Origin of the sequence: Pedobacter glucosidilyticus, assembly GCF_002483235.1 — a bacterium.
GTDB classification, from domain to species: Bacteria; Bacteroidota; Bacteroidia; order Sphingobacteriales; family Sphingobacteriaceae; genus Pseudopedobacter; species Pseudopedobacter glucosidilyticum_B.
This window is the reverse complement of the sequence record NZ_DLHN01000027.1, coordinates 181,464-205,089: the sequence shown is the minus strand read 5'-3', so window position 1 is coordinate 205,089 and position 23,626 is coordinate 181,464. Positions and strand designations below refer to the sequence as shown.

General features: G+C 33.6%; 15 protein-coding genes. 5 read left to right on the top strand and 10 right to left on the bottom strand.

The genetic code is table 11. The features are described from left to right. The first annotated feature begins 1 nt into the window (after nt 1). The 5 genes from B2745_RS12325 to B2745_RS12305 all read left to right on the top strand — a co-directional run bounded on the left by B2745_RS12325 (nt 2) and on the right by B2745_RS12305 (nt 3,896). On the top strand, nt 2-796 hold the full coding sequence (locus B2745_RS12325) for a hypothetical protein (RefSeq protein ID WP_304067041.1): 795 nt from the start codon (nt 2-4) through the stop codon (nt 794-796). A gap of 108 nt (nt 797-904) precedes the next feature. Beyond that, a complete protein-coding gene (locus tag B2745_RS12320) occupies nt 905-1,267 on the top strand; it encodes a methionine-R-sulfoxide reductase (RefSeq protein ID WP_304067030.1) in 363 nt (120 codons plus the stop codon). 71 nt (nt 1,268-1,338) lie between these two features. Further along, nucleotides 1,339-1,722 (top strand): septal ring lytic transglycosylase RlpA family protein, encoded by a 384-nt coding sequence (locus B2745_RS12315; protein WP_304067029.1) that lies wholly within the window; start codon nt 1,339-1,341, stop codon nt 1,720-1,722. 16 nt (nt 1,723-1,738) lie between these two features. Next, a complete protein-coding gene (locus B2745_RS12310; RefSeq protein ID WP_304067028.1) occupies nt 1,739-2,101 on the top strand; it encodes a septal ring lytic transglycosylase RlpA family protein in 363 nt (120 codons plus the stop codon). Nucleotides 2,102-2,252: 151 nt separating this feature from the next. After that, on the top strand, nt 2,253-3,896 hold the full coding sequence (locus B2745_RS12305; RefSeq protein ID WP_304067027.1) for a hypothetical protein: 1,644 nt from the start codon (nt 2,253-2,255) through the stop codon (nt 3,894-3,896). Between the two features lie 148 nt (nt 3,897-4,044). On the opposite strand, the gene B2745_RS12300 is transcribed toward B2745_RS12305, so the two are convergent. The 10 genes from B2745_RS12300 to B2745_RS12255 form a co-directional block, all read right to left on the bottom strand. Continuing rightward, nucleotides 4,045-5,646 carry an MFS transporter gene (locus B2745_RS12300; RefSeq protein ID WP_304067026.1) on the bottom strand — a complete coding sequence of 534 codons (1,602 nt, stop codon included), beginning with the start codon at nt 5,644-5,646 and terminating at the stop codon, nt 4,045-4,047. Nucleotides 5,647-5,703: 57 nt separating this feature from the next. Further along, complete coding sequence (locus tag B2745_RS12295) at nt 5,704-6,603, bottom strand: ROK family protein (protein WP_304067025.1); 900 nt, start codon at nt 6,601-6,603, stop codon at nt 5,704-5,706. Nucleotides 6,604-6,674: 71 nt separating this feature from the next. Continuing rightward, nucleotides 6,675-7,898: a hypothetical protein gene (locus B2745_RS12290; RefSeq protein ID WP_304067019.1), complete on the bottom strand. Its 1,224-nt coding sequence runs from the start codon at nt 7,896-7,898 to the stop codon at nt 6,675-6,677. A gap of 1 nt (nt 7,899) precedes the next feature. Beyond that, nucleotides 7,900-10,782 carry a glycoside hydrolase family 2 protein gene (locus tag B2745_RS12285; protein WP_304067018.1) on the bottom strand — a complete coding sequence of 961 codons (2,883 nt, stop codon included), beginning with the start codon at nt 10,780-10,782 and terminating at the stop codon, nt 7,900-7,902. A gap of 181 nt (nt 10,783-10,963) precedes the next feature. After that, entirely contained in the window at nt 10,964-12,526 is a 1,563-nt protein-coding gene (locus B2745_RS12280; protein ID WP_304067017.1) for a sulfatase family protein, read from the bottom strand. A 433-nt stretch (nt 12,527-12,959) separates the two neighbouring features. Further along, complete coding sequence (locus tag B2745_RS12275; protein WP_304067016.1) at nt 12,960-13,535, bottom strand: RbsD/FucU domain-containing protein; 576 nt, start codon at nt 13,533-13,535, stop codon at nt 12,960-12,962. Between the two features lie 2 nt (nt 13,536-13,537). Continuing rightward, nucleotides 13,538-16,096, bottom strand: a complete 2,559-nt coding sequence (locus B2745_RS12270) for a GH116 family glycosyl-hydrolase (protein ID WP_304067013.1) — start codon at nt 16,094-16,096, stop codon at nt 13,538-13,540. 358 nt (nt 16,097-16,454) lie between these two features. Next, a complete protein-coding gene (locus tag B2745_RS12265; protein WP_304067011.1) occupies nt 16,455-17,729 on the bottom strand; it encodes a hypothetical protein in 1,275 nt (424 codons plus the stop codon). A 146-nt stretch (nt 17,730-17,875) separates the two neighbouring features. Beyond that, a complete protein-coding gene (locus B2745_RS12260) occupies nt 17,876-19,171 on the bottom strand; it encodes a T9SS type A sorting domain-containing protein (protein ID WP_304067009.1) in 1,296 nt (431 codons plus the stop codon). A gap of 200 nt (nt 19,172-19,371) precedes the next feature. Then, a complete protein-coding gene (locus B2745_RS12255; protein ID WP_304067007.1) occupies nt 19,372-23,478 on the bottom strand; it encodes a hybrid sensor histidine kinase/response regulator transcription factor in 4,107 nt (1,368 codons plus the stop codon). Nucleotides 23,479-23,626 lie beyond the last annotated feature (148 nt).

The following is a 23,626-nucleotide window of genomic DNA, read 5'->3' as shown; positions in this document are numbered from 1 at the left end:
TATGAAGAAGAACCTTTACCTTTTCCTAATTTTCATGCTATTATCTGTTATAACAGGATATGCACAGAGTTTTAAAGACCTTAAAAACAAAAAGAATAAAAATCCATTTACAGAGGGAAACATTAAGCTTTTTGTAAGATATACCCATTTGAAAGGGAAATTTACTGAACCTTTATCTGGGCCTACTGTAAATGTTGCTACCAAAAGAGATCGTTTTCAGGCAAACCAGTTTAGATACAGATTTGAAAACCCTACACTTGGTGATGGTATTTTTACCATTGTAAGAGGATTTAAAAGGTTAAGTAACGATGAAAGTAGGGTTACAACCAATCGCTCTGAACTTACTTTGGCATCAGGCTTTGTAGGATGGCATCAGGCAAGTTATAATGTGCTGGCAAAAGACAGGCTTATTGTTAGTCCTGGCGTAAGTTTTGGTGATGTTTTGCTAGGTACAAAAAGAAGAACCAATACGCAATCTGGCTCTTTGGTAACAGACCCTGCCGGATATTATTTTTATGCTGGACCTCATGTTTTGGTAAGTTATCTGGTTAATAAATTTATCTGGATTGATGCTTATCTAAACTATGATATCACCTTTGTAAAAGTAGCAAATCCTAAAAATGATTATGTAGAAAATCCCGACTATGCTTTACCTACCTTATTTACCATTGGTGGAGATGTTTTTACTTCAAAAAGTAAATTGTATGGTGGGGCAAGATTAGTGAAAATGATGGATACTGGAGAAAATAAAGACTCTGGAACTCGCTTTGATCTTTCGTTGGGCTTTGTATTTTAAAATGAAATAATTTTTGTAGAATAGTTTATTTTGTTGAAAGAGGAATGATAATATCTTCCTCTTTTTTGTTTTAGGATAAAACTAAGTGCATAAATTAACGTTATTTCTATGATGAATTACAATAAATTAACACCCGAAGAAGAATATATCATTTTACATAAAGGTACAGAAATGCCTTTTACCGGGGCATATACCAATCTTAAAGATGCTGGTACTTATGTTTGCAAAAGGTGTAATACCCCTTTGTATAAATCTGAAGATAAATTTGAGTCGCACTGCGGATGGCCAAGTTTTGATGATGAAATACCTGGTGCGGTTAAAAGGGTAATGGATAGAGATGGTAGAAGAGTAGAAATTGTTTGTGCAAATTGTGGCGGACACTTGGGGCATGTATTTGAAGGGGAGCGTTTTACACCAAAAAATACACGCCATTGTGTAAACTCATTAAGTATGATTTTTTTACCTAAATAAGCTTAGATTTTTATTTTTAAACTAATTCTTCTATCTTCGGATAATTTCTAATTATCTGTTAATCAATAAGTATGAAAGTTTTACTTCTTTTAAGCGCTTTTTTACTGATGAATTTTAGTGTTTCATTCAGTAATGATAAAGAGAAAAATCTAGTACAAAAGCAGGTAAGAGCTACCTATTACGCCAGTAAATTTGTGGGTAGAAAAACCAGTAGCGGACAAGTTTATACTCACGATAAATTTACTGCTGCACATAAAACTTTGCCTTTTGGCACTGAGGTTACGGTTGTAAATCCCAAAAACGGAAAATCAGTTATTGTTGTGGTTAATGATAGGGGGCCATTTGGTAAAGGCTTAGCTATCGATTTATCTCAATCTGCTGCCAGAGAAATTGGTATTATGGGGCAAGGGATAGCTACTGTTGAAATTTCATACTCGCTTCCAGAGGCTGAATAGAAATTTACCATTCATCATGAGTTTTCAAAATTTTACCTACTTTTTAGTTGTACTCACTTTTTTAGGTGCTTGTTCTCCAAAAGTTACACAAAGTGGAAAAGCATCATACTATGCCGATAAATTTGATGGCAGAAAAACAGCAAGTGGCGAAGTATTTAGGAATCATAAACTAACAGCTGCTCATAAAACTTTACCTTTTGGTACAAAAGTTAAAGTAACCAATCTAAATAACGGAAAGACCGTGAAGGTAAGAGTTAATGACAGAGGCCCTTTTGTTGCAGGTCGCATCATTGATCTTTCTAAACAGGCGGCTAAAAAGATAGACATAGATAAAGTAGGTGTGGCCAGGGTGACAATTTCCTACAAAAAGAAAAAGTAAAAAACTTTTGAAATAAAGTATGTATGGCCTATAGTTTATAAAGTCATCTATCAAACTTATACATCTTCTATTTATAAATTTTAAACTATCTTCAAATATTAAAGTCCTAGAACTTTAACCTCTTATTAAACCTCAAATACACAACCAATTCATGATGAAGTACAAGTTCTTAGTTTTAATTTTTAGTATAGTAAATTATGCTTACGGGCAGCCTAAAAACGAAAGCGGAAATATTAGCATTACCTCAAACAAAACGGCAACAAAAGTAAGTATTCAAGATAATGGAGAGCTTTTAGTTAATGTTTCCCCTCAAGATTTGCAGAAAATTAAAAGTAAGGCATTTGTTAGTTATAGCGATTTTGGCGCAGTAGGAGATGGGAAAACAGATGATATAGATGCCATAGCCGCAACTCATGCTTTTGCTAATCAATACCAAATCCCTGTTAAAGTTGATGGTAAATCAAAATATTATATCAGTGGTAAAGGGCGTACGGCATATATTCAAACCAATACCAATTTTGGTGATGCGTCTTTTATCATAGACGATACTCAGGTACAAAACCGTAATCTTCCTGTTTTTATGATTAGTTCTACTTTTAAACCCTTTAAATTAAAAGGGATAACTGCTCTAAAAAGAAATCAAGATAAAATAAATGTTAGTTTAAGCGGAACACATTTAATAACCGTAAGCAATGCTACCATGAAGCAATATATCCGTTTTGGGGCAAACCAAAACAGTGGAAAAGCCCAAACAGATATTTTTATAGTCGATAAAAATGGGAATATCGATTCAAGAGCACCTATTATTTGGGATTTTGATACCATTACCGATATCACAGCTCTCCCAATGGATAGCACTATGTTGATTTTAAAAGGTGGACATTTTACTACTATTGCTAACAAAGAAAACTCAAAATATAGCTATTATAGCAGAGGAATTTCGATAAGACGTTCTAACGTTTTGGTAGAGGGTTTAGAGCATCGTGTTATTGGTGAAGGCGAAACCGGGGCGCCTTACGGCGGATTCATCAACATTGGTGATTGTGCAAATGTGACCGTAAAAAATACGCTTCTTACAGGTCATAAAGTATATAAAACCATTGGTGCTGCTGGAGTTCCGGTATCTATGGGTACTTATGATCTTTCTGTTAACAAAGCTTTAAATGTATCTTTTATCAACTGCAGTCAAACCAATGATATTAATGATAGTGCTTATTGGGGTATACTAGGTTCTAACTATTCTAAAAATTTATTGTACGATGGTTGTTCTTTTTCAAGATTTGATGCGCACATGGGTGTAGCTAATGCAACCATCAGGAATTCTAAATTAGGTCACCAAGGTATTAATGCTATTGGGAGTGGAAAGTTTTTAGTAGAAAATTCAACTATTTATTCAAGGCATTTAATCAACCTACGCCCTGATTATGGTAGTACTTGGGAAGGCGAATTTATCATCCGTAATTGCACTTTTGCACCCTCAAACGTTAAAATGGCTAGTCTTATTGGAGGGGCTTATTCTGGTCAACATAATTTTGGATATACTTGCTATATGCCAGAAAAAATCACGATAGAAAACTTACGTATTGATGATACAAAGTCTCCATTAGATTATGAAGGACCTGCAATTTTTGCAAATTTTAATCCCAAGATGAAAGATGAATCCTATCAGGAGAAGTTTCCTTATGTGAAAACCAAAGAAGTTAATATCAAAAACCTCAATATTTTAAGCGGAAAACCTTTAAGAGTAAGTGATAATACTTTTATGTTTAAAGATGTTAAAGTAAACAAGCAATAGTTTTTTTGATATTCTTTTTATCATGAAAAAAAGCGAAGTCGAGGTATTATTATACTTTGACTCCGCTTAGATGATATTTTGAGTAATCATGATGAATAGCTGTGGCTAAATCTCAATCTCATTTTTTAAATAAAGGATGATTTAACATTTAATGTCCACCTTCGGCTTCTATTTTATTGACATCAAAACCTTGCTTTTTTAATTCGTTTGATACTTTCCATGCAAAGAAAAGTAAGTATACAAAACACAATACCGGAACAATGTAAGAGAAATGTATTCCGCTACCATCCGCTAAAATACCTTGTACCGGAGGGATAATTGCTCCTCCTAAAATCATCATGATTAAAAAAGAAGAACCTTGACTGGTATATTTACCTAAACCTGTTATCGCTAAAGAAAAAATGCATGGCCACATAATAGAGCAACACAAGCCTCCGCTTATAAAAGCGTAAATGGCTATTTTACCTTCGCTTAGTAAACCAATTACCATTGCAATCACGCCTAAAGCCGAGAATATGGCTAACGTTTTCGCTGGCTTTTCTTGTCCGTAAAAGAAAGCAGCAACCAATACGACAACAAATACAGCATACATATACATCTGGCTAATATCTGTACCCGAAATATGATTGAAAAATAAGATTGCACCAAAAGCAACAAAAGGTACTACAATAGTTAATATACGTTTAGCAGTTAAACTGAGTTTGAAAGCACTTACGGCACCTGTCCAACGGCCAATCATTAAACTACCCCAGTACAATGAAATAAAAGGAGAAATTGAGGCATCGTTGTAACCTCCAAACTCAGGCAGTACTAATAGAGCACCCATATTACTTTGAATACTTACTTCTACCCCAACATAAGTAAAGATAGCTAGCATCCCTAAAACCAACTGTGGATACTTCATGGCGCCCCATCCTTCTGGACTTTTTTTAGCTGCTGATGAAGCTATAACCAAAGTAACAACTATGATAACCAATGCTGTATAAACAAATATGGGTGTAGATATACTGGTTAAAGCTTCTAGTGAATCTGAGAATAATATCAATAAGAAAGCAACAAACATAATCAATAAAGGAAGATTGGTCTTTTTGCTGGCTTCAATTTGTTCATCGCTTGTAACCTTAGGAAGTTTTGATATAGAGAAGAAAATTGCTACCGCGATGAATAAGCCTGCTAAGATGTAGTATAAATTATTGATGGCGCCAATTTCTACTGCTTTAGGACTCGCATTTGCAGCACTACCAAAAAGTACTAAACTTACGATGATTGGCCCTAAGATAGAACCAAAATTATTAACTCCTCCTGCTAAGTTTAATCTATCAGCTCCGGTTTCGGGGGTTCCTAAGGCCACAGCAAAAGGGTTTGCTGCGGTTTGTTGTAATGAAAAACCAATAGCAATGATGAAAAAAGTAGTTAGTATAAAGGCAAAAGAACCTGAATTTACTGCAGGAATCATTAATAATGCGCCAATAGCTGAAATGACTAAGCCATAAATGATTCCATTTTTGAAACCAATTTTATTTAATAAATCTACCTTCAAAATTTGAGAAGCATAGTACAAGATTAGTGACCCTATAAAGTAACCTCCATAAAAAGTAAAGTCAATTAATTGAGATTCAAATTGGGTTAAATTAAAATGGGTCTTACAAAATGGAATAAATATACCATTTGATGCGGCTACAAAACCCCAGAAAAAAAATACTGTTATAAGGGTATATAGGGCCGAATTATAATTCTTTTGTTCGCTCATGCTTGTTATTTGTAGTTTATAATTAAGTTTTTATAAGTCGTTTTATTCTAAATTACGCTATTTTACTTCCAATACTGGATTAATTTTATTGGCCCATAAATTTGCAGCACCCAATAAAGCGGCTACCTCATTTAGTTTTGAAAGATGAATACTTGTGTTCATATTTGATTTGTTAATGTGATTCATCATTTCACCTTTAAATAAATGAAAAGCGTTTGCAATATTGCCTCCAAGGATAACCACTTCTGGATTGTCTTTTTTGATAAACTCCTCAATAAACAAAGCCAGATTTAGTCCGAATTCTTCAAATATTGATTTTGCAAATTCATCCGTCTCATAAATTTCAGCCAATGCTTTAACGTCTTTTATGGCTAAACCACTTAATTCTTGATACCTATTCACAAACCATCGGGTAGATATATAATCTTCGGCAATAGAATTTTTGAAAGGCATGCACCATAAATTAGCATCATCGCCAACACCATCATGGTAACGGGCTGTTCCTAAGCCTGTACCTAATGTTAATCCAATAACATGGTTAAATCCTTTTGCCGAACCTGCATAAACTTCGCCCTGTAAAAAGCAACCAGCATCGTTCATCATTTTTATTTGTGAGGCTGCTACGCCTAATTTATGGGCAAGCATTTCCTTCACATTCAAACCATAAAGCGAATTAAACTTAGAGACATTGTTAATTTTTGAAATACCTTTTTCGTAATCAAACGGACCAGGCATAGCAATACCAAAGTGTTGAACTTGATGTTCGTAGCCCTTGAGGGTTCTGATAATACAGCTGCTCCAATTGTCAATAATCTCCTCTGGTGTACCCTGCGGATTTACTCTTTCTCTGATTAAGGTTTCCTGAAGAAGGTTTTGTTGGCTAATGTTTACAAGCGCTGTGGTTATATGAGAACCACCAACATCTGCACTCATCACGATATGGGATGTACTTTCCATTTGTTTAAAAATCAAAAAGACGATTTATAATTAGTTTTTTAGAGCATAAAGCCTAATCCAGAATTACGTTCTTACTTTAGTTTCTTGCCAGCATTTTTTAAAATCTGATCAAAATAAGTCATCGCCAGCCCTATGGTTCCGTCTGGTTTAATTAGCCAAAGGCCTTTTAAATCTGCTTCATTTCTGGTAAACTGAGGTTGCATAATTTTTTTATCTGTTGCATTCTCATTACAATAAAGCTCCCATTGCACCAGATACTTAACATTTAGCGCTAAGCATACTGCTAAGTAATTATCCCAAGAATCTTTAACTTCTTGAGGTTTTCTTTTAGTTAACATTTCTGGGATACCAATTTCTCCTAAAAATACAGTTGGCTGCTTCATGTAAGCAGTAGGTTTCATTTGCTCTTTTAGAAATGATACTCCTTTGTATAACCTCATACCAGTAGGGTCAGGCGCTGTTGCATCATAAGCAGACCAAGCGACCATATCTGTTTCAACAAAAGGCAATACATGTGTAGCCAAACTCGGAACTCCATTCATAGCCTCCATTACCTTGTTAACTTCTATAGCGTGATAAACTTTACATTTTGTATTTTTTATCTCAGAGCGAGCTTTGTTTACTCCGTCTTGTCTTGCTTTAAAGATATTTTGCATACTCTTTACTCTTTGATCAAGATTTGCTGGTAAATTATCTTTATCCCATTTTATTTTCGCTGAAACACCACCTCTAAGAATCCAATCACCTTCCCAATTCTGAAATACAAAACTTACTGATCTATCTTTATACTTTTTTAAGAAATATTTAGCTAGCTCATAATACTCTTGTTCTTCAATTTTTAGCTCCTCTTCTTTAACATTAATCATGTTTTTAACAGATCCTTTTGTACTTAAAATGAAAGTAGAGAATGGTAAATTAAATGCTTGTTGGTAATATGGATGTTCTGCTAATTGAGTTAAACTAAACTCAGCAGGTAAATTCCAATTAGAGTTGTATTGATATCCTTTAGGGTCTTTATAAAACCATAGCTTACAAACGCCAAAACCTAAACTATCTAATTTTTTTGCACCCTCTACCAAAAAGGGTTCTGTAGTATGAAAGTATTTACCTCCAACGTGGGTTGCGCCTATCCTATGTTTAATATCTTCTGGGATTAATGCACCTTTTAAGGGTTTATTTTTTTCAATAATACTTAAAATATCTGCATCATTAAGCTTCGCTTTGTTTTGAGCTAAAGCATTGAAGCTTAAAAAGCAGCAGTATAGTGCTAATATTTTCTTCGTAAATTCCATCATATTAATTGTTTAAAGCAATTTTAGTATTATTTGTATTTTGGATGTTATAACCATCCACAGCAATTTCTACCTCTTTATTTTGATTTGGGTATTCAACCTTAATTTTACGACTTTCTCCTGGTAATAAATTAAAATATCCATCAGAAAAATAAGCAGGTAAAATAATCTCTTTAGTTTGATCATCTTTAAGGTTAAGCTTCACCGCAATTGCAGGAACTGATGATTTATTTGTGATTGTAAAATAGGTTGCTAAAGATTCTAACTTCTTTGTCTCCGTTACTTTAATAGCTAATTTGGTACTCTCTAAATCGTTAAAAGCTAAGAAATTACCTGTTTTTTTATTATTCTTCCAGTAATCATTATCAGATATAATATTTCCGTTTTTATCTTTTAAAATTAATCTAACCAAATAATTGTTTGGTAAATCAGCTGGTAATGTAGCTTTAAATGCTTTATTTAATTGATTACTTAGGATATTTAAATCTGCTTTTTGTGTAAAGATTGATTTGCCTTTCAAATCATACACTTCTAAAGTTACTACTGCATTTTGTATAGATTTTAAAGATGTATTTACAACAACAACCTGATTATCATTCAAATTCATTTGAACATGTATAGGTTCGCAAGCTTTTTGAGAGGCAAAGTAAGACCCAAAAGTTTCAAAATCCCATGAATAAACTTGCCAAATCATACTTGGCCATGCTGGATGAGTCATCCATAATAGTAAACCACTCGTGTTATTCCATAATTTACTATTCCAACCTTCAAACATGTTTCTATGGCTGTCGTAATTTACCATTTGTGCTTTTTTAGTAAAATCTTCTAAACTTGCAGAAGGTCCATAAAGTGAGTCAATGGTTCTAAGATATGGTTTTTGTCCAAAATGTAAATCGTGATAGTACCAAACATCACTAATAGGCCAAACATCTTCTTTGGCCATCATTTTACGCATAGAGGCTGCTGTAGGGATAGATGGAGTACCTAATTCAGTACTAAATCCATCGGCTAGTTTGTTAAAGTAAATCATAGGATGTTTTTGAAAATCCCATGGCCCACTATTTCTTAAATTCAATGATCTTGAGTTTCCTTGGTATAAACGAGTTCCGTCTTCTTGAGCTATTAAAGTAGCCAATTTTAAATCTAATTCTTTAGGTGCATAACCTTCGTTTCTTGGACACCAAACTGCAATTGAAGCATGGTTTCTGTAACGCTTCACTACATCAGTGGCATTATCCATAAACAAATTTTCATCAGATACATCTAAATTATAGCCTAAGGTAGAAATCCAGAAGTCGTTCCAAACTAACATTCCATATTCATCACATAAATCAAAGAATACTTCTTCTGTACTTTCGCCAGTCCAGTTTCTAATCATATTAAAATTAGCATCCTTATGCAGCTTAAAAGCAGGTTCTAGTTGTGCTCTAGACACTCTTTTCATGGCATCATCCATACCCCAGTTTCCACCTTTACAATAAATTTTTTGTCCGTTTACCCTCAATACAAGGAAAGGAGCAGTACTGGTTTCATTACTTGGTTGTAAAAGCTTGGGATCTACATTGGGTAATAAAGACGGGATAGAAACTTGTCTAGCTAATTCTCTTCTATTAGCATTATCAAAAATTGGTTGACCCGATTTAAAAGCAGTAATAGGATTAAATTCAACTCTTTTTGCTGGTTCTGATGGTACATCAACAGTTAAATCATAAGTATATTCTCTTACTCCAAACCGAACTGATTTTTCATCAGAAATCTTTCCGTTAATGGCAACTGTTAAGTTTAATTGATATAACTCTGGTTTGCCATAACCATTTGGCCACCACAAACGTGGGTTCTTCATTTTTAATTGTGGAAATTGATCTGGTGAAAAAGAAACCTTTTTAGTTTCATCAGCTTTTAATTCAACCTCTTGTGAAAATTTTATTTCTCCAATTTTACCCGTTATAACAACTTTTTGATTCGTTTTTGATTGGTTTACAAGCTCCGTACTGATAAAAACATTAGCTTTTGTAGTATCAGGAAGTGGTAAATCTGTTACTACATGAGGATTTAGAATGCTTACCTCATTAACCAATTTAAGTCTTACATCTTGCCAAATTCCAATATTTCTATCTCTGATACCTGGCATCCAATCCCAACCTTCTGATGCAATAAAAGTAGGCCCATCTAATGTTAAAAGACCGCCGTTTGGACCACGCCCAGCTGTAGGAGATTCTTCATGAGGAATACCAGGATTTTGCGGAGGAATAATTCTTACCGCTATTGCATTTTCTCCTTTAGGGTTTAAATATCTCGTAATATCATAACTGCCTCTTTTAAAAGCGCCATTAATTTTTCCCAATAATTTGCCATTTAACCAAATATCGGCTTGGTAATTTATCCCATTAAATACCAGCCATAAATTCTTTTTATTGCTTAGGTCTGGAGTTTTAAAAGTAGTCCTATACCACCAGTTTTGTCTTGATAAATCTTCTGGAATGGCCAAATTGTTTAAACCAAAGTAAGGGTCTGGATACACACCTTGGTTTACTAAAGTGGTTAAAACAGTACCCGGAACAGTTGCATTATACCACTTTTGCGTACTTAAGCTTGGATTAGAAACATACTCGCCAGAGCCATTAATTTCTGATGCCTGTATCATTTCCCAACCGCCTGAAATCTCAAATTCGTTATTGTTTAAGGGCTTTAAAACAGTAACTGCATTTATTTTCTCTTTTTTTTGAGGAAAAACAACAGGTACTTTGGATTTAGGAAGTGTTGCAGGATCTTGCGGCTGAGACAAGCCATAATTTAATTTGTCTTGTGCTACTGCAAATGAAAAAGCAAACATTAAACAACTAGAAATAGCTGTTTTTTTGAATTTAAAAAAGTTGTCTTTAAACATGGTATTGGGAAAATTATATTTAAAAATTTAGGGAGACACTGTTTCAGCCTCTTTTAAAACATCAATAAGGTTTAATTTTTAGGTTATATACTAATCAAAATTTGCATCACACAAAATCACTGATCATGTCTTAAAAAGTCATTCTTTTAAATTCAGAACTACTTTTATTTTAGATTTAATTTTAATGTTGCGCTCCCGGAGCTTCTGTTTTTTCTCTCATCAGATAGGATGGAAATTTTGCTGCTGGTGAGCCATACTCGTACCTTAAAATACTTTGACCTCCGCTATCAGGATTTAGTGGAATATACATGCCTCCCGTTTCGGTTAATTGCTTAAACAGCTCGGTATTCATCTCTTTCACAATTGATTTGTATTTAGGATTTCTAATGAGGTTTTTAGTCTCTAATGGGTCATCAATCAAATCGTATAACTCATCAGTATCCCAAATTCCGGTGTAGTGAATGTATTTGTAACGCTCGCCTCTTAAGGCATGAATGGTAGGTGTTTGAGGATAATTGCGCTCCCAGTAATATTCATACAATAAGCCTGTTCTCCATGGTTGATCTTCTCCTTTTAAGAAAGGTAAAAAGCTTTTTCCATCCATATAGCTAGGGGATTTTAAACCAGCTGCTTCTAGGAAAGTAGATGCTACATCAATATTTGCAACTACTTGTTTTACCACAGTTCCTGGTTTAATCATTTCTGGACAATAAGCTAACATAGGCACTCGCATAGAAGCCTCGTAAGCAACACGCTTATCAATAAGTCCATGCTCGCCAAATTGGAATCCATTATCTCCCATATAAATAATTAGGGTAGACTCAAGTAAATTCTGCTTCTTTAAATATTCGATTACCCTACCAACAGACTCATCTACACTATAAAGCGTTTCTGCATATCTTTTATAATACTCTCCAATATTTAAGTTGCTGTGATATGGATATTCTACACCATGCCAAGAATTACGCTGATTTTGTAACCACATGGGTGCACCTTGGTGTGTGCCAACATTCATGTTAAGCGGAGGATTAAAGGCTAAATCGCCTGACATTCCTTTGTATTTATCCTCTGGGATAAAATCTGCATGCACACCTTTATGCGATAAATAAAGCATAAAAGGCTTTTTAGCATCTCTTTTATCTAAGAATTCTAAAGCATAATCGGTTAATTCTGTAGTGATATATCCTTTTTGTTTAACACGATTACCATTTACATTTAATCCATTTTTTTCTGGTAAATAAGAACCTTGTCCTTTAAAAGAAACCCAATAGTCAAAACCTCTTTGCGGACCATCAAATTCTCCACCCATGTGCCACTTACCAATCATTGCAGTTTGATAACCTATTTTTTGCAAATACTGAGGGTAAAAAACTAAGTCTTTAGATACAGGATTGTTATTGTCTACTACTTTATGCTTATGTGCGTAAATACCAGTTAAAATTGATGCTCTGGATGGCGAACATAAAGATGTAGTCACAAATGCATTAGGTAAATAAGCTCCATTTGAGGCTAAAAAATCTAGATGAGGAGTTTTGATAAATGATTGCGCTTTTAGAAACCCTAAAGCATCAAAACGATGGTCATCAGTTAATATAAAAACAATGTTTCTTGGTTTTACTCCCGAGTTTTTAATCAGTTTTAAAGAACCATCTTTTTGTTGAACGGCTGCAGATTGCCCATTCGCAATTTTGAACTGGACAATGAGTAAAGCAATGTAAAACAATTTAATTCTTAAGTGTTTCATATTTTTCGTTTAAAAATTTTCTATCATTTGATATTTAAATGAATAGAATAACTGAATAATAGGTTACTATTTTAATTTATAATGGGCTTTAGAAAATGCAGAGACTAAATGTTTATAATTTTTGATTTTATCTTTCTGTTATAAAAATTTTATTCTATCATTTTAATGAGAACAATTTTACGTTTATCCTCAAGTGAATGATTGTACTATAGTATCTAAAAGTTATATATGAGTCTAAAACAATAATCCTTAAGCAAGTAAATCATTAACTTTAATTCCCGATGAGGAAGGTTAAGTAAAGGCATGAATAATATCTATTATGTGCAAGCCAGATTCTTACTAAAAGTGGTATAAAAAGTCTATCTCTAATGAAAAAGTATAATTACCCTTAAAATTTGTAAAAATATCTAGTCAAATTGTCCTGTTTCAGGGCTTAAGGAAGAAATCTCATTTTAGTTCTTAAATTATGCTCTTTCTCAGTAGTCCAGTACTTACAATCCAATTGGATAAATACCGAAGAATAGGGTATTACTTCATCTGTTTTTAAAACAAGCACCTGAAACAATTTGGAAGCTTTATAAATATCTACAAAAACAGAATCATGCAACATACTTTTAGGCTGATATTTTCTAATATGTTCTAACAACGCAGTTCGGTAATCACCAATATCTTCAACCTGCTCTTTGGTGATATAGTTGAGTTCTTTATCTGTAAAGATTATAGGTTTTACATGAGATAAGCTATCGATTTGACCTAAAGTATAATCAAGTACTTTTAGCAAGCCTTCATGGGTATCAATTGTTACGATACCAGTAGAATTCTGCAATGGAAAAGCTTTGTCAACAATTAAAATCCAGTTCCTGTGACCGTACTCTGAAAGCTTGTTTTTAAGTTTTGGTTTCCAAGAATCTGAAGTTGATTTCTCTATTTTTGAAGCCTCATTTTTACAACCCATACCACAAGTAGCTATCATTAAAACGGCTAAAAAGTATTTTAATATTCTTACCATATTTACAGATTGATTTCTTTATGTTGGCCAGCTTCCAAAATAATGGGCTTTATTTTCGTTGATATATTACCTAAACTGAACCTTGAAAATGAAAGCGTACCATTTAAAACAGTTATTGTTGCTTTTTTATTTTCTACTTTACAGGTACCCCAAGCATATCCATTACTCCAGAAATAGGTGCCAGGATTTGAAGTGAATGAAATACTGCCTTTTACTCCTGAATATTGAAAGCCGCTTAGCGCTAGAATAGAGGCCCAACTAGCCATGGCTCTACCATAATGATGACCACATTCAGGCTCATCATAAGGATTTCTTTTTCGTCCGTCAAACCTTTCTCTGATACTATTAACACATTTTAATGCATTGTCTGTCTGCCCTTCATACATCATCCCTACGGCAGCGGTATATTCAAAACCGGTCATAGACTCAGAAAAATAAGGGAAAGGAACTTTTTCTCGTCCGTTTGGCCAGCTCGCCATAATCAGTCCGCTTTCCTTACCCATTACGAAAGAGCGCATGTTGTTAAATGTAGAAGAGAAATCTTCAACGTAATTATATTTCATAATTGATTTTAGCGTAGTAGCAATATTTTCCTTCTTAGCTAGGTAACCCAATCCACAGATATGTGCCATGTATTGCCCAACTAACTGATCAACCAGACAGCCTTTTCCCAACTGAAAGTTTGGATTTTTCATTTTACTGATATCTATTTTGCCTCCGCCTCTTAGTCCTGGAAAAATGTCAGTTGTAGGTAGCTGAATTTTATGGATATAATATTCTCCATTGAAAAGGTTTGCATCTGTCCATGCACTTCCTTTTTTAAACAATAGGTTACACTTTTTGGCAAAGGCATCATCTTTTAAAAATTTGGCCATTTCTTCTGCTGCCCGTAATGCTCCTAAATACCAAAACTGCATTTGCGGGTTTGACCCATAGTACTCAACATCCATGGTGTTATGCTGGCATCCTTCCATCACGCCATCTACATCACCGTCCCATCCGCCTTTAACCCAAGCAAAAGCCAAAGCATTTTTTACTTTAGGCCAATTATCCTTCAAAAATTTATTATCACCAGATAATTGCCATTCTCTATAAAACTTCATGATGGTACCCATTTGCCCATCGGCAGCAGCTATGGGGCCTTTAGATGCTTCCGATAATGGTAAATTTGCTCTGAAGGACATAAAACCATTATCTCTGGAGGCATAATTAAATTCTACATCCCTCATAGTTTTTGCTAAATCACCATAAAGGAAAGGAGTGGCTACCTCATAATTCCAGACATGGGTACATGAACCTTTACAAGATCCAAATTCGTCCATCACGCCTTCCCATGCCATCATGTGTCCATCCTTTATCCGAAACACCGTTTGAGAACGGAGCGTACTGAGGTTAAAAAGTGCTGCTTCTTTTACCGTTAAGGGTAAGGAAGAATTGATAAACGCATTTAAAAAGAGTTTTGTCTTTTGCTTTAAAGCAGGAATTTGTGGGATAACTTTTTCTGCTACATCCCAAGCATTTTCATATTTAGTGCTATAATAATTACCTACAACGGTTTTAGACCATGCAAATCTGTTGGGGAAATTCCAAGTGATATAAAACTGAAAGGTTTCTGTACTGTTAGGAGCTATTTCTTTTTTAACCGCCAGAGATGCCATGGGGTCATTGTCATTTAATTTTATTTTGTCGGTTAGTTCGCCATCTACGCTAAAATCGTCCCAAAAATCTAGTGTGGAAAGCCCCACCCAGCCGTCGGCTAAAGAAGACCTACGGTAGCTTACTCCAGATTTTTCATCGGTTAGCAAACCAATGGTACCAAAAGCAGGATCAGCTTTATTTACACTGTCAGAGTACATATAAATGCCTCTAAACTTCCCATTGTCTTTAAAAATATTTTGGTTTTGTTTTGCGCCATCAGGAATAAAGTCACCTTTCCAATCGCGATGATAATTGCTGCCATCTCTTCCCACAAAATTGCGCATAGAACCACAAACAGAAACGGTCATTGGCTTTGATGTTAAGTTTGTAACCTGATAGGTAAGTACAGCAATTGGAAGTCCGCTTGCATCTGCATCTCCGGGAACTAAAGGGTTAAACCCGATGATTTTAACTTTTAATGGCAAATTAGGGTCTGATAGGTTGACCATCCCTACAGGATAAGAAGCATCAAAACTCGCATTTGCAAATCTTGGGAAACCATGCTGGTTAACGGGCCTACCTTCGTAATGCTGATATTCAGTATCATCTACAGGACCAATGAGCGCTCTGGTAATAGGTTTTTCATTTGCAGGCTGCATAAAAATAGCAAAGAAAGGAGCGTTGTTTCCGGCAGTTACAGTGCTGTAGCCAATCCCAGGCTTATTCATGATCTGCCAATCACGCAGCTCTCCACGTCCTCCTAAAGAAACCGTACCAGTACCTATACCTCCCAAAGGGAGTGCAATATTTCGGAGGTGATTTTGGTCGTAATGCTTTAAAATAGGCCAGTCATCTTGATCCTGAGCCCTAAGTTGTAGACCGGAAAAAATTATGAATAGTGATACAAGACTCTTTATGTTCATTTGATTATATTTCATTGGTTTCTAATAGTCCATTAATTTATGAGACCATTGGGAGTGTGTAACTAGTTTCTGTAAGTTTAAAATTAAGATTCAGTTATGCTGGTTTCTTCTCATCGGTACATTTAATAAGATATTCGAAGAGCTTAAAAAAAAGTCTAAATTTCTTCTCTATATAGCCTTTATCTAAGTTTAGTATAGAGGTTTTAAAATATTTTAACCGAATTAACAATCTTATTTCTTCTAATTTCTAAATGCACAACAGGTATAATTACTTAATTATAGAAACTCATTATCCTTTAATGGATGAGAGATTTTTTTTGAAGATCAAATTCATGTATATAAGATGTTTCAAAAACCACTAAAATGTGAGTGTGGATAATACTTCTATAGCTTTAGTTCTAAATTGTTCTGAAGTTGGATAAGTATTATTCTTTAACTTTTCTTCTTTAAGGTAAGCATTCATTTTTTGGTAAAAATCCTGATGAAGGCTATATAACCTTGTTTTCTCTCCTTGTTCATTAATCAGCGACATATTTTTGGAGGCTTTGGTAATATTATCATATTCATTATTATACATTTGCCAGTGTAATGCAAATGGTAAATTGAGCTCAAAGGCTATTTTCATTATTTCTTTGCTTTGATTGAATTGCTGTTGTAGCGTGGTAGGTCTTGTGGCATCTGCCTGAAAACCGTATTCTCCAATAAAAACTCTTTTAGAAAATGGTAGTGAAGGCTTTGGCTGAAGCTTTGATTCTAGATAATTAAAAGCAGCTGTTAAATCATTCTTTTTTGCATCATAGTTTGGACCTTTGATTGATTCATAACTGGAATATGAAATTAAATCTACATTTACTTGAGGTATTACAGATTGTGCAACACAGGGTTGGCCATTCATACCCTTCTTAACTAAATTAGCCTCTATGTAATGATACATATAAACATTTTTAGATGTAGATGCCGCTTTAGCATCATCAATGGCCCTTTGTCTTATCTGAAACCACTTAGCCATGTTGTTTAAAGAAGCTGCTGATGGTGTTACGCTAGCATCATAATTAGGAATCAATAACCAATCACCTTCCCAATTTCCTATAAAAAATGTTTTTCCTGAATTGTCATACCTATTGAGAAGATAAGTGGCAAACTTGTACATTTCATCGTATAAAATTTTCTCATTCTTAGGACTAATAGTGCTCTTCCAATCAACATTTGTTAAAGTATGAACCCAAAGAAAGATATACTTAAAATCCATGTCACAGGCTATTTTATAAGCTGCATTATTGGAGAAAAGTTCTAATGTGGTTTTACTAGGAAATGTCTCATTAATTTTATAAATACTAGTAGCGTCTTTACCTAAAGAGATTTTAAGAATGTTAGAGCCCATCTCTCTCACTTTTTGTGCTTGTTCTATTAAACTAACATTGGTTGTAAATTGATAGCTACCTGATATAGCATGTGTGCCTAGAATAAAATTATAAGGCTCGCGTTCAACAAATAAATCCTTAATAACTAGCTTTTTATCTTCAGTAGGAGCTGTCTTTTTACATGAAAATAATACCATTGTTATGGTTAATAGTAGTATTGGAATTAATTGCACACGATGTTGTACAGCCTTTTGGAAAGGAGTGATTAGCATAAGAAAAAATTTTTGAAAAAACATTTTTAAACTTAGTTCAACTGGAAAAAGTTTACTTAAAATCTTAGAATCATTAAAATGGCTTATTCGTCGCATTAAGTTTAATTTAGGTTAATAGTTAGTTTTCTTTAAAGTCGCAGAATTAGTTATCTCAAAAACTTCTGATTAATGATTTCGCTTTCTGTTGTATATCTTAAAATATGTATGCCGCTTTGAAGTGTTGATGGTAGAGAAAACGTATTGTATCCTTTATTTACGTCAACTGTGGTTTCTGATAATTTTCGTCCTGAAATATCAAAAAGTTGTAATTTACCTTTTGTATTATTTGGTGATGAAAGTGTAATGTTTACATCTGTTGAAGTTGCATAAGCAGAAAGCTGCGAAGCCGCAATTTTTGAACTAGCGGATGTGATAAACTCAGAGGTTTTACCATCAAAATCATGCTGTATTAATTTGTAATAATTAGTGCCAGCAAACGGGTTTTCATCTGTAAACGAGTAATCTTTAACAACTTTAGAAGTTCCTGCTCCATTGAGTTTACCAATTGTGGTAAAAGATTTTCCATTAGCAGAGTGTTGAATCTCAAAATAATCGTTATTTTCTTCTGAAGCTGTTGTCCAGTTCAATAAGATGTTTTTATCTACCGCTTTGGCTGTGAAAGAGGTTAAAGAGATAGGTAAAGTGGTTGGTAATGATGTTACAACTATATTGTCAACATCAAACGTTGCAGCTAATGTATTGGCAGGCAATCCAAATTTAAATTTTGATAAGATATCGCCGGTATTTAAAGCGGCTAAATCATTTACCTCTAAAGTAGTACCTACCCAAATATCATAAGCATCATTAGCAACTGATGTAGTTGAACCGTCAGGCGCAATGTAGGATTTTACTGCTCCAGAGTTGTTGGCAATTAAGGTAATGGTCTGTGTTCCGCTATAAAGCGTATTACTTGTGTTATTATTTGCAATATACCAGGTAAATGGAGCTGTTGTAGTATTGGTATGAGTAATGGTTACTTTACTATGGTAATTTACGGCAGCAGCATCATTTGTAACTGAACTTCCAACCAAAAAATGATAATTCGGTATTCCAGTAGTAGATATAGTGGTAATGTTTGAAACTGTATAATCAAACTTGTATTGAACTAAATCTAAATTTGAACCACTACCTATTGCTGTACTACGAATAGCATAAAAAGTATTTGCACCACCATTAAAAGCCCCTGTTTTTACTAGTCTTAATGCGTTATTATTAATTGATATAGCAGCATTAGTAGGATTGCCACTAACAATATTATCAAACTGGTTGGTGGTAGGAGATACATTGTAATAATCTGTTAGTACTGCACTACTATTAAAATTTTGAGAAAATAACGTTGTTTGCGCATGAGCTTTAATTCCGAAATAGCATGCAAGCGCTGAAATAAGTAAAGTTTTTTTCATTTCTTTTAGGATTAATTGGTATGGTTAACATTAAAAAAAAAGTGTTTTTTAATGAATACAATGTTACGTTTATCCTAAAATGACTTATTGTACTATAGTATTTAAATATTATATTTTAGTCCTAAAACTGTGTTTTAAAGCCGTTTAATATTGAAATCTCGAAAGCTAATTTGAATAATACAGAAATGCTTTTCTAAAACTTAATGTAGGGGTAACTTATGTTTTGCTCTGTATTCTGCTGGAGAACAATTATACTTCTTTTTAAACTCGCGGTAAAAATAAGATAGATTACTAAAGCCTGTTTTATAAAATATTTCTAAAACTGTAAGCTCAGAATTTTTTAATAATTCGCTTGCTTGTTGTAAACGAATACTCTTAATTAATTCTCCAGGTGTCATGTTCGACAAAGCTTTTAACTTTTTATAAAAGTTTGCCTTACTCATTCCTAGCTTGTTTTCCAGATAAACGGCATCTAAACTTTCATCGTCCATTTTCTCTTCTATTAAAGCAATAGTTTGCTCCAAAAATTCTTTGTCATTATGTTTCATTCCAACATCAGGAATTTTTATTGGAGATTGATCTTTATTAAATAAATCATGTAACCTTTGTTGATATTCCAACAATTTTCTTACCCTTAACAGTAAATTCTCTGTATGAAATGGCTTAGGAAGGTAAGCATCGGCGCCAGCCTCATAACCTTCGTTTTTCTGTTCAATAGTTCCCCTGGCTGATAGGATAATAAATGGAATATGGCAAGTTTCGGGTGTGTTTTTAATGATGTTACAAACTTCTAATCCGCTCATATCAGGCATCATAATATCACTTATGATAAGGTTAGGGATTATTTTCCTTACAATATCTAATGCTTTTTTTCCATTCTCGGCCTCATAAACATTATAGACATCTTTTAGAATATCTTTTAATAAGTACCTAATGGAAGGCTCATCTTCAATAATTAAAATGCTTTTTTTGTCTTGATTTTCAACACTATTTAGAACCGCTTGCTTATTATTATCAAATATAATTTTCTCTTCAGTGCCATCTTGTTCAATAGCCATAGAAGTTAGTAAATAAGATGGTTTATCTAATTTATCAATACTGTGTTTCAGTTTTTCTTCCTCGGCAGGAATGTAGTTAAGTGGTAGTTTTACTGTGAAAAAAATCCAGTTATTTTCTGATGAAACTGCTATATCTCCTTTTAAAAGGTTAACCAGCTCTCTGGTAAATGCTAAACCAATACCCGAGCTTATTTTGCTTTGCTGGGTATCATCAACAACAAAAAACCTGTCAAACAAATTAGATAATTCCTCTTTAGACAAATTATACCCAGAATTTGATACCTTAATTTCTAATTGCTGATTTTCTGAATTTTTAGTTACAGAAAATTGGATAGTATTACCAGCATGAGTATGTTTAAATGCGTTTGAAAGTAAATTAAAGATGATTTTTTCTAGTTTATCTTTATCTACCCAGGTTTCTATATCAGGTTCTATATTCGCAGTATAATAAAATTTATCCTGATCATTTACATGCAAAAACAGCTCAGAAATATTAGTTAAAAGCTTACTAATATTTACATAACTATAATGATTTTTAAGATGCCCTGCTTCGGCTTTTCTAAATTCTAAAAGCTGATAAACCAAATAATTTAAGCGAGAAGCCTGCTGATTGACAATAGAAAGAAAATAATTATGCCCTTGTTTAGTATCTGTTTTTGCTTTAAGAAAATAGCGTTCAAGAGAACCTAATATCAGTGTTAATGGTGTTTGCAATTCATGAGCGATATTGGTAAAGAAATTAAGTTGTTCTTGATGAACTTCTTCGTCTTTCTCTCTCAACATGTGCTCCATAGATAGCTCATATTGCATTTTCACCTTATTTCTTCTATATCTATAAAAAACATAAAGTCCTGATGCGGCTATAATAAAATAGCCTAGAAAAGCTATCCATGTAAGCCAAAAATATTGCTTTATTTGAAGGTTAAAGGCTATAACTTCGTTAGTCCAAACGCCACTTTCATTAGACCACTTTAATTTCAAGGTATAATTACCGGGTGGAATATTACTGTAGGTGATTTTATTGTCTTGGCTTAAATAATGCCACACTTTATCATTTCCTTCTAAAAAATAGGTGTAATTAGATTTTTCAGAACCTGTATAATCTATTGCTTTAATTCTGAGCTCGAAAAAGTTATCGCCCGGAGATAAAATATATTCTTTTGGACGAGCATTATTTTTTGCACTTAAAATGTTAAACTGTGATACTTCTTCTGACAATCCAGCCATTTGAATTTCACTAAGCAGCAAATTAGGCTGATAATTATTGGTTTTTATATTCTTTGGGAGAAAATAATTAAAGCCATAAATCCCACCAAAAAACAGATAGCCTTCACTGTTTTTCCAAACAGCGTTATCACTAAATTCATCACTTTGTAGGCCATCTGCTGCTTTAAACCTTACTATTTGTAAAGATGTTGGATTAATCTTCACCAGACCTTTATTTGTACTTGCCCAAATAAAACCTTCGTTATCTTGCGTAATGGTATGAACGGTATTATTTGGTAAACCATTCTCTTTGGTGATTTTCTTAAAAACAGGCTTGTCTTTAATTAAGTCCTTTTCTTCAATATAATTCAGGCCATAACTGGTACCTATCCAAAGTTTATTGGTTTTATCTTTATATAAGGCCAGAACATCATTATTTGAAAGGCTATTTTTATAAGAAAAGGCGTTGATGGTCCTAAAAGTCTTTGTTTTTTTATTAAAAATGCTCAATCCACCATATCTACAGCCAACATATAGCTGGTTGTTATTGCCGTTCTCTAAAGTATAAATCACATTATTACCAGGTCCAAATCTATTACCTGTATATGGGTATTTTCTTAAGTATTGGATGGTAGGTAAGCCAGTCTTATTTCTTTTTATTTTAACATGAATTAATCCAAAAGTTTCTAATCCTAACCAAACAGAGCTGTCTCTATCGATTAAAATACTATGAACAGAGTTAAATGAGTCGTATTTATCATGTTCTAAGATTTTGTCCCAAGTGTACCATTTTTTTTGCTGCTGGTCATACAAGGTAACGCCTAATGCATCAGAACCTACATAAACAAAATTATCTTTCCCTTTTTGGATAGAATAAACACAGTTATCTAATAAGCCATAAACAGAATAAAACGTTTTGATGGAACTGCTAGAGGCATTAGGTTTACCCAAATTGCTTATGGTGATGATACCATTTCCTTTAGTTCCAATCCATAATTGATGATCAACTTCATTAAAGGCTCTAATAGGAGTATTGATTTTTCCTCCTCCTGGCAATTGCTTTACCAAACCAAAATGATTTTGCTTTTCGGCAATTTTAACTACTCCACTTCCATCTGTACCAATCCAAAGTATGTTTTGACTGCCTACATATAAAGAAGTAATTCTTGTATTTTGTAAAGGCTGCAGCTCATCTTCTAAATTATTAGAAGGCTTAAAATCAGTATTATACTCAGCTAGTCCTTTAGAAGACCAAGCTAGGATATAGTTGTTTTTAAAGAAAGTAATGGCTTTTAAAGCATTTGGTAAAACAGCTACTTGTTTAAAATTAAGTTGCTCATTTGCTTTAAACAGTTGTTTATTAGAGGTGGTATAAAATATAGTGCTGTTGACATCATAAACATCTACTACATCATCTGGCAGGTTTAAATTTTTAATTTTGGTAAACTTATTGTTCCGCTTTTGATAAGCCTGCAAACCTCCGCCTCTGGTAACAATCCATAATCTATTGGCATAGTCACTTATGATTTTTGATATTTTTCCTTGCTTAAATTCAGGTAAATCGCATCTCTTAAAGTTAGAGGTTTTGGTATCGTAATAGTTAACAAACGAATCAGTTTTCTGGATACCGTAAATTGTTCCATCTAAATCCTTTGCTAAAAGAAAGCCCTTGTTTATAACCTTATCATTAAGGTCTTTACTATAAAAATAGTGTTCAAAATTTCCAGTTAACTTATCATACTTAGATATGCCTTCAATTGTTGCAATCCATATATTCTTGTTTTTATCTTCCTTTATCTGATAAATTATATTGCTTCTGATACTTTTTTTAGTATTGCTTTGGCTGTATTCAAATATGTGAAAAGAGGAGCCATCGTACATACTTAGGCCGTCCCAAGTTCCAAACCACATAAGTTTATCAGAATCTTGATAGATAGAATTTAAACAGCTGTTAGATAAGCCTGTACTATTGTCTAATTGCTGGCTAAAGAATCTAGCCTGAGCATAACTAGTTTGCTGTACAAGTAATAAAAAAAACAGCAATAAAGTGCCATTAGATATTTTTAGTTTAAAAATATCCTTGTAGAGAGAAGTAATTCTCTCAAAGAGTTTAATTAAAAATCGACAGAAAAAAAGCAATGATATTTTACCCGTTTATGTTGGCTTGCACTAAACTAATAAAAAAAATGGA

Excerpts from the sequence above, each read along its gene's own strand:
- B2745_RS12260 (WP_304067009.1), bottom strand. The coding sequence starts at position 19,171 with ATGAAAAAAACTTTACTTATTTCAGCGCTTGCATGCTATTTCGGAATT.
- B2745_RS12270 (WP_304067013.1), bottom strand. The coding sequence starts at position 16,096 with ATGAACATAAAGAGTCTTGTATCACTATTCATAATTTTTTCCGGTCTA.
- B2745_RS12265 (WP_304067011.1), bottom strand. The coding sequence starts at position 17,729 with ATGCTAATCACTCCTTTCCAAAAGGCTGTACAACATCGTGTGCAATTA.
- B2745_RS12305 (WP_304067027.1), top strand. The coding sequence starts at position 2,253 with ATGATGAAGTACAAGTTCTTAGTTTTAATTTTTAGTATAGTAAATTAT.
- B2745_RS12320 (WP_304067030.1), top strand. The coding sequence starts at position 905 with ATGATGAATTACAATAAATTAACACCCGAAGAAGAATATATCATTTTA.
- B2745_RS12275 (WP_304067016.1), bottom strand. The coding sequence starts at position 13,535 with ATGGTAAGAATATTAAAATACTTTTTAGCCGTTTTAATGATAGCTACT.
- B2745_RS12295 (WP_304067025.1), bottom strand. The coding sequence starts at position 6,603 with ATGGAAAGTACATCCCATATCGTGATGAGTGCAGATGTTGGTGGTTCT.
- B2745_RS12325 (WP_304067041.1), top strand. The coding sequence starts at position 2 with ATGAAGAAGAACCTTTACCTTTTCCTAATTTTCATGCTATTATCTGTT.
- B2745_RS12300 (WP_304067026.1), bottom strand. The coding sequence starts at position 5,646 with ATGAGCGAACAAAAGAATTATAATTCGGCCCTATATACCCTTATAACA.
- B2745_RS12280 (WP_304067017.1), bottom strand. The coding sequence starts at position 12,526 with ATGAAACACTTAAGAATTAAATTGTTTTACATTGCTTTACTCATTGTC.
- B2745_RS12310 (WP_304067028.1), top strand. The coding sequence starts at position 1,739 with ATGAGTTTTCAAAATTTTACCTACTTTTTAGTTGTACTCACTTTTTTA.
- B2745_RS12285 (WP_304067018.1), bottom strand. The coding sequence starts at position 10,782 with ATGTTTAAAGACAACTTTTTTAAATTCAAAAAAACAGCTATTTCTAGT.
- B2745_RS12290 (WP_304067019.1), bottom strand. The coding sequence starts at position 7,898 with ATGATGGAATTTACGAAGAAAATATTAGCACTATACTGCTGCTTTTTA.
- B2745_RS12315 (WP_304067029.1), top strand. The coding sequence starts at position 1,339 with ATGAAAGTTTTACTTCTTTTAAGCGCTTTTTTACTGATGAATTTTAGT.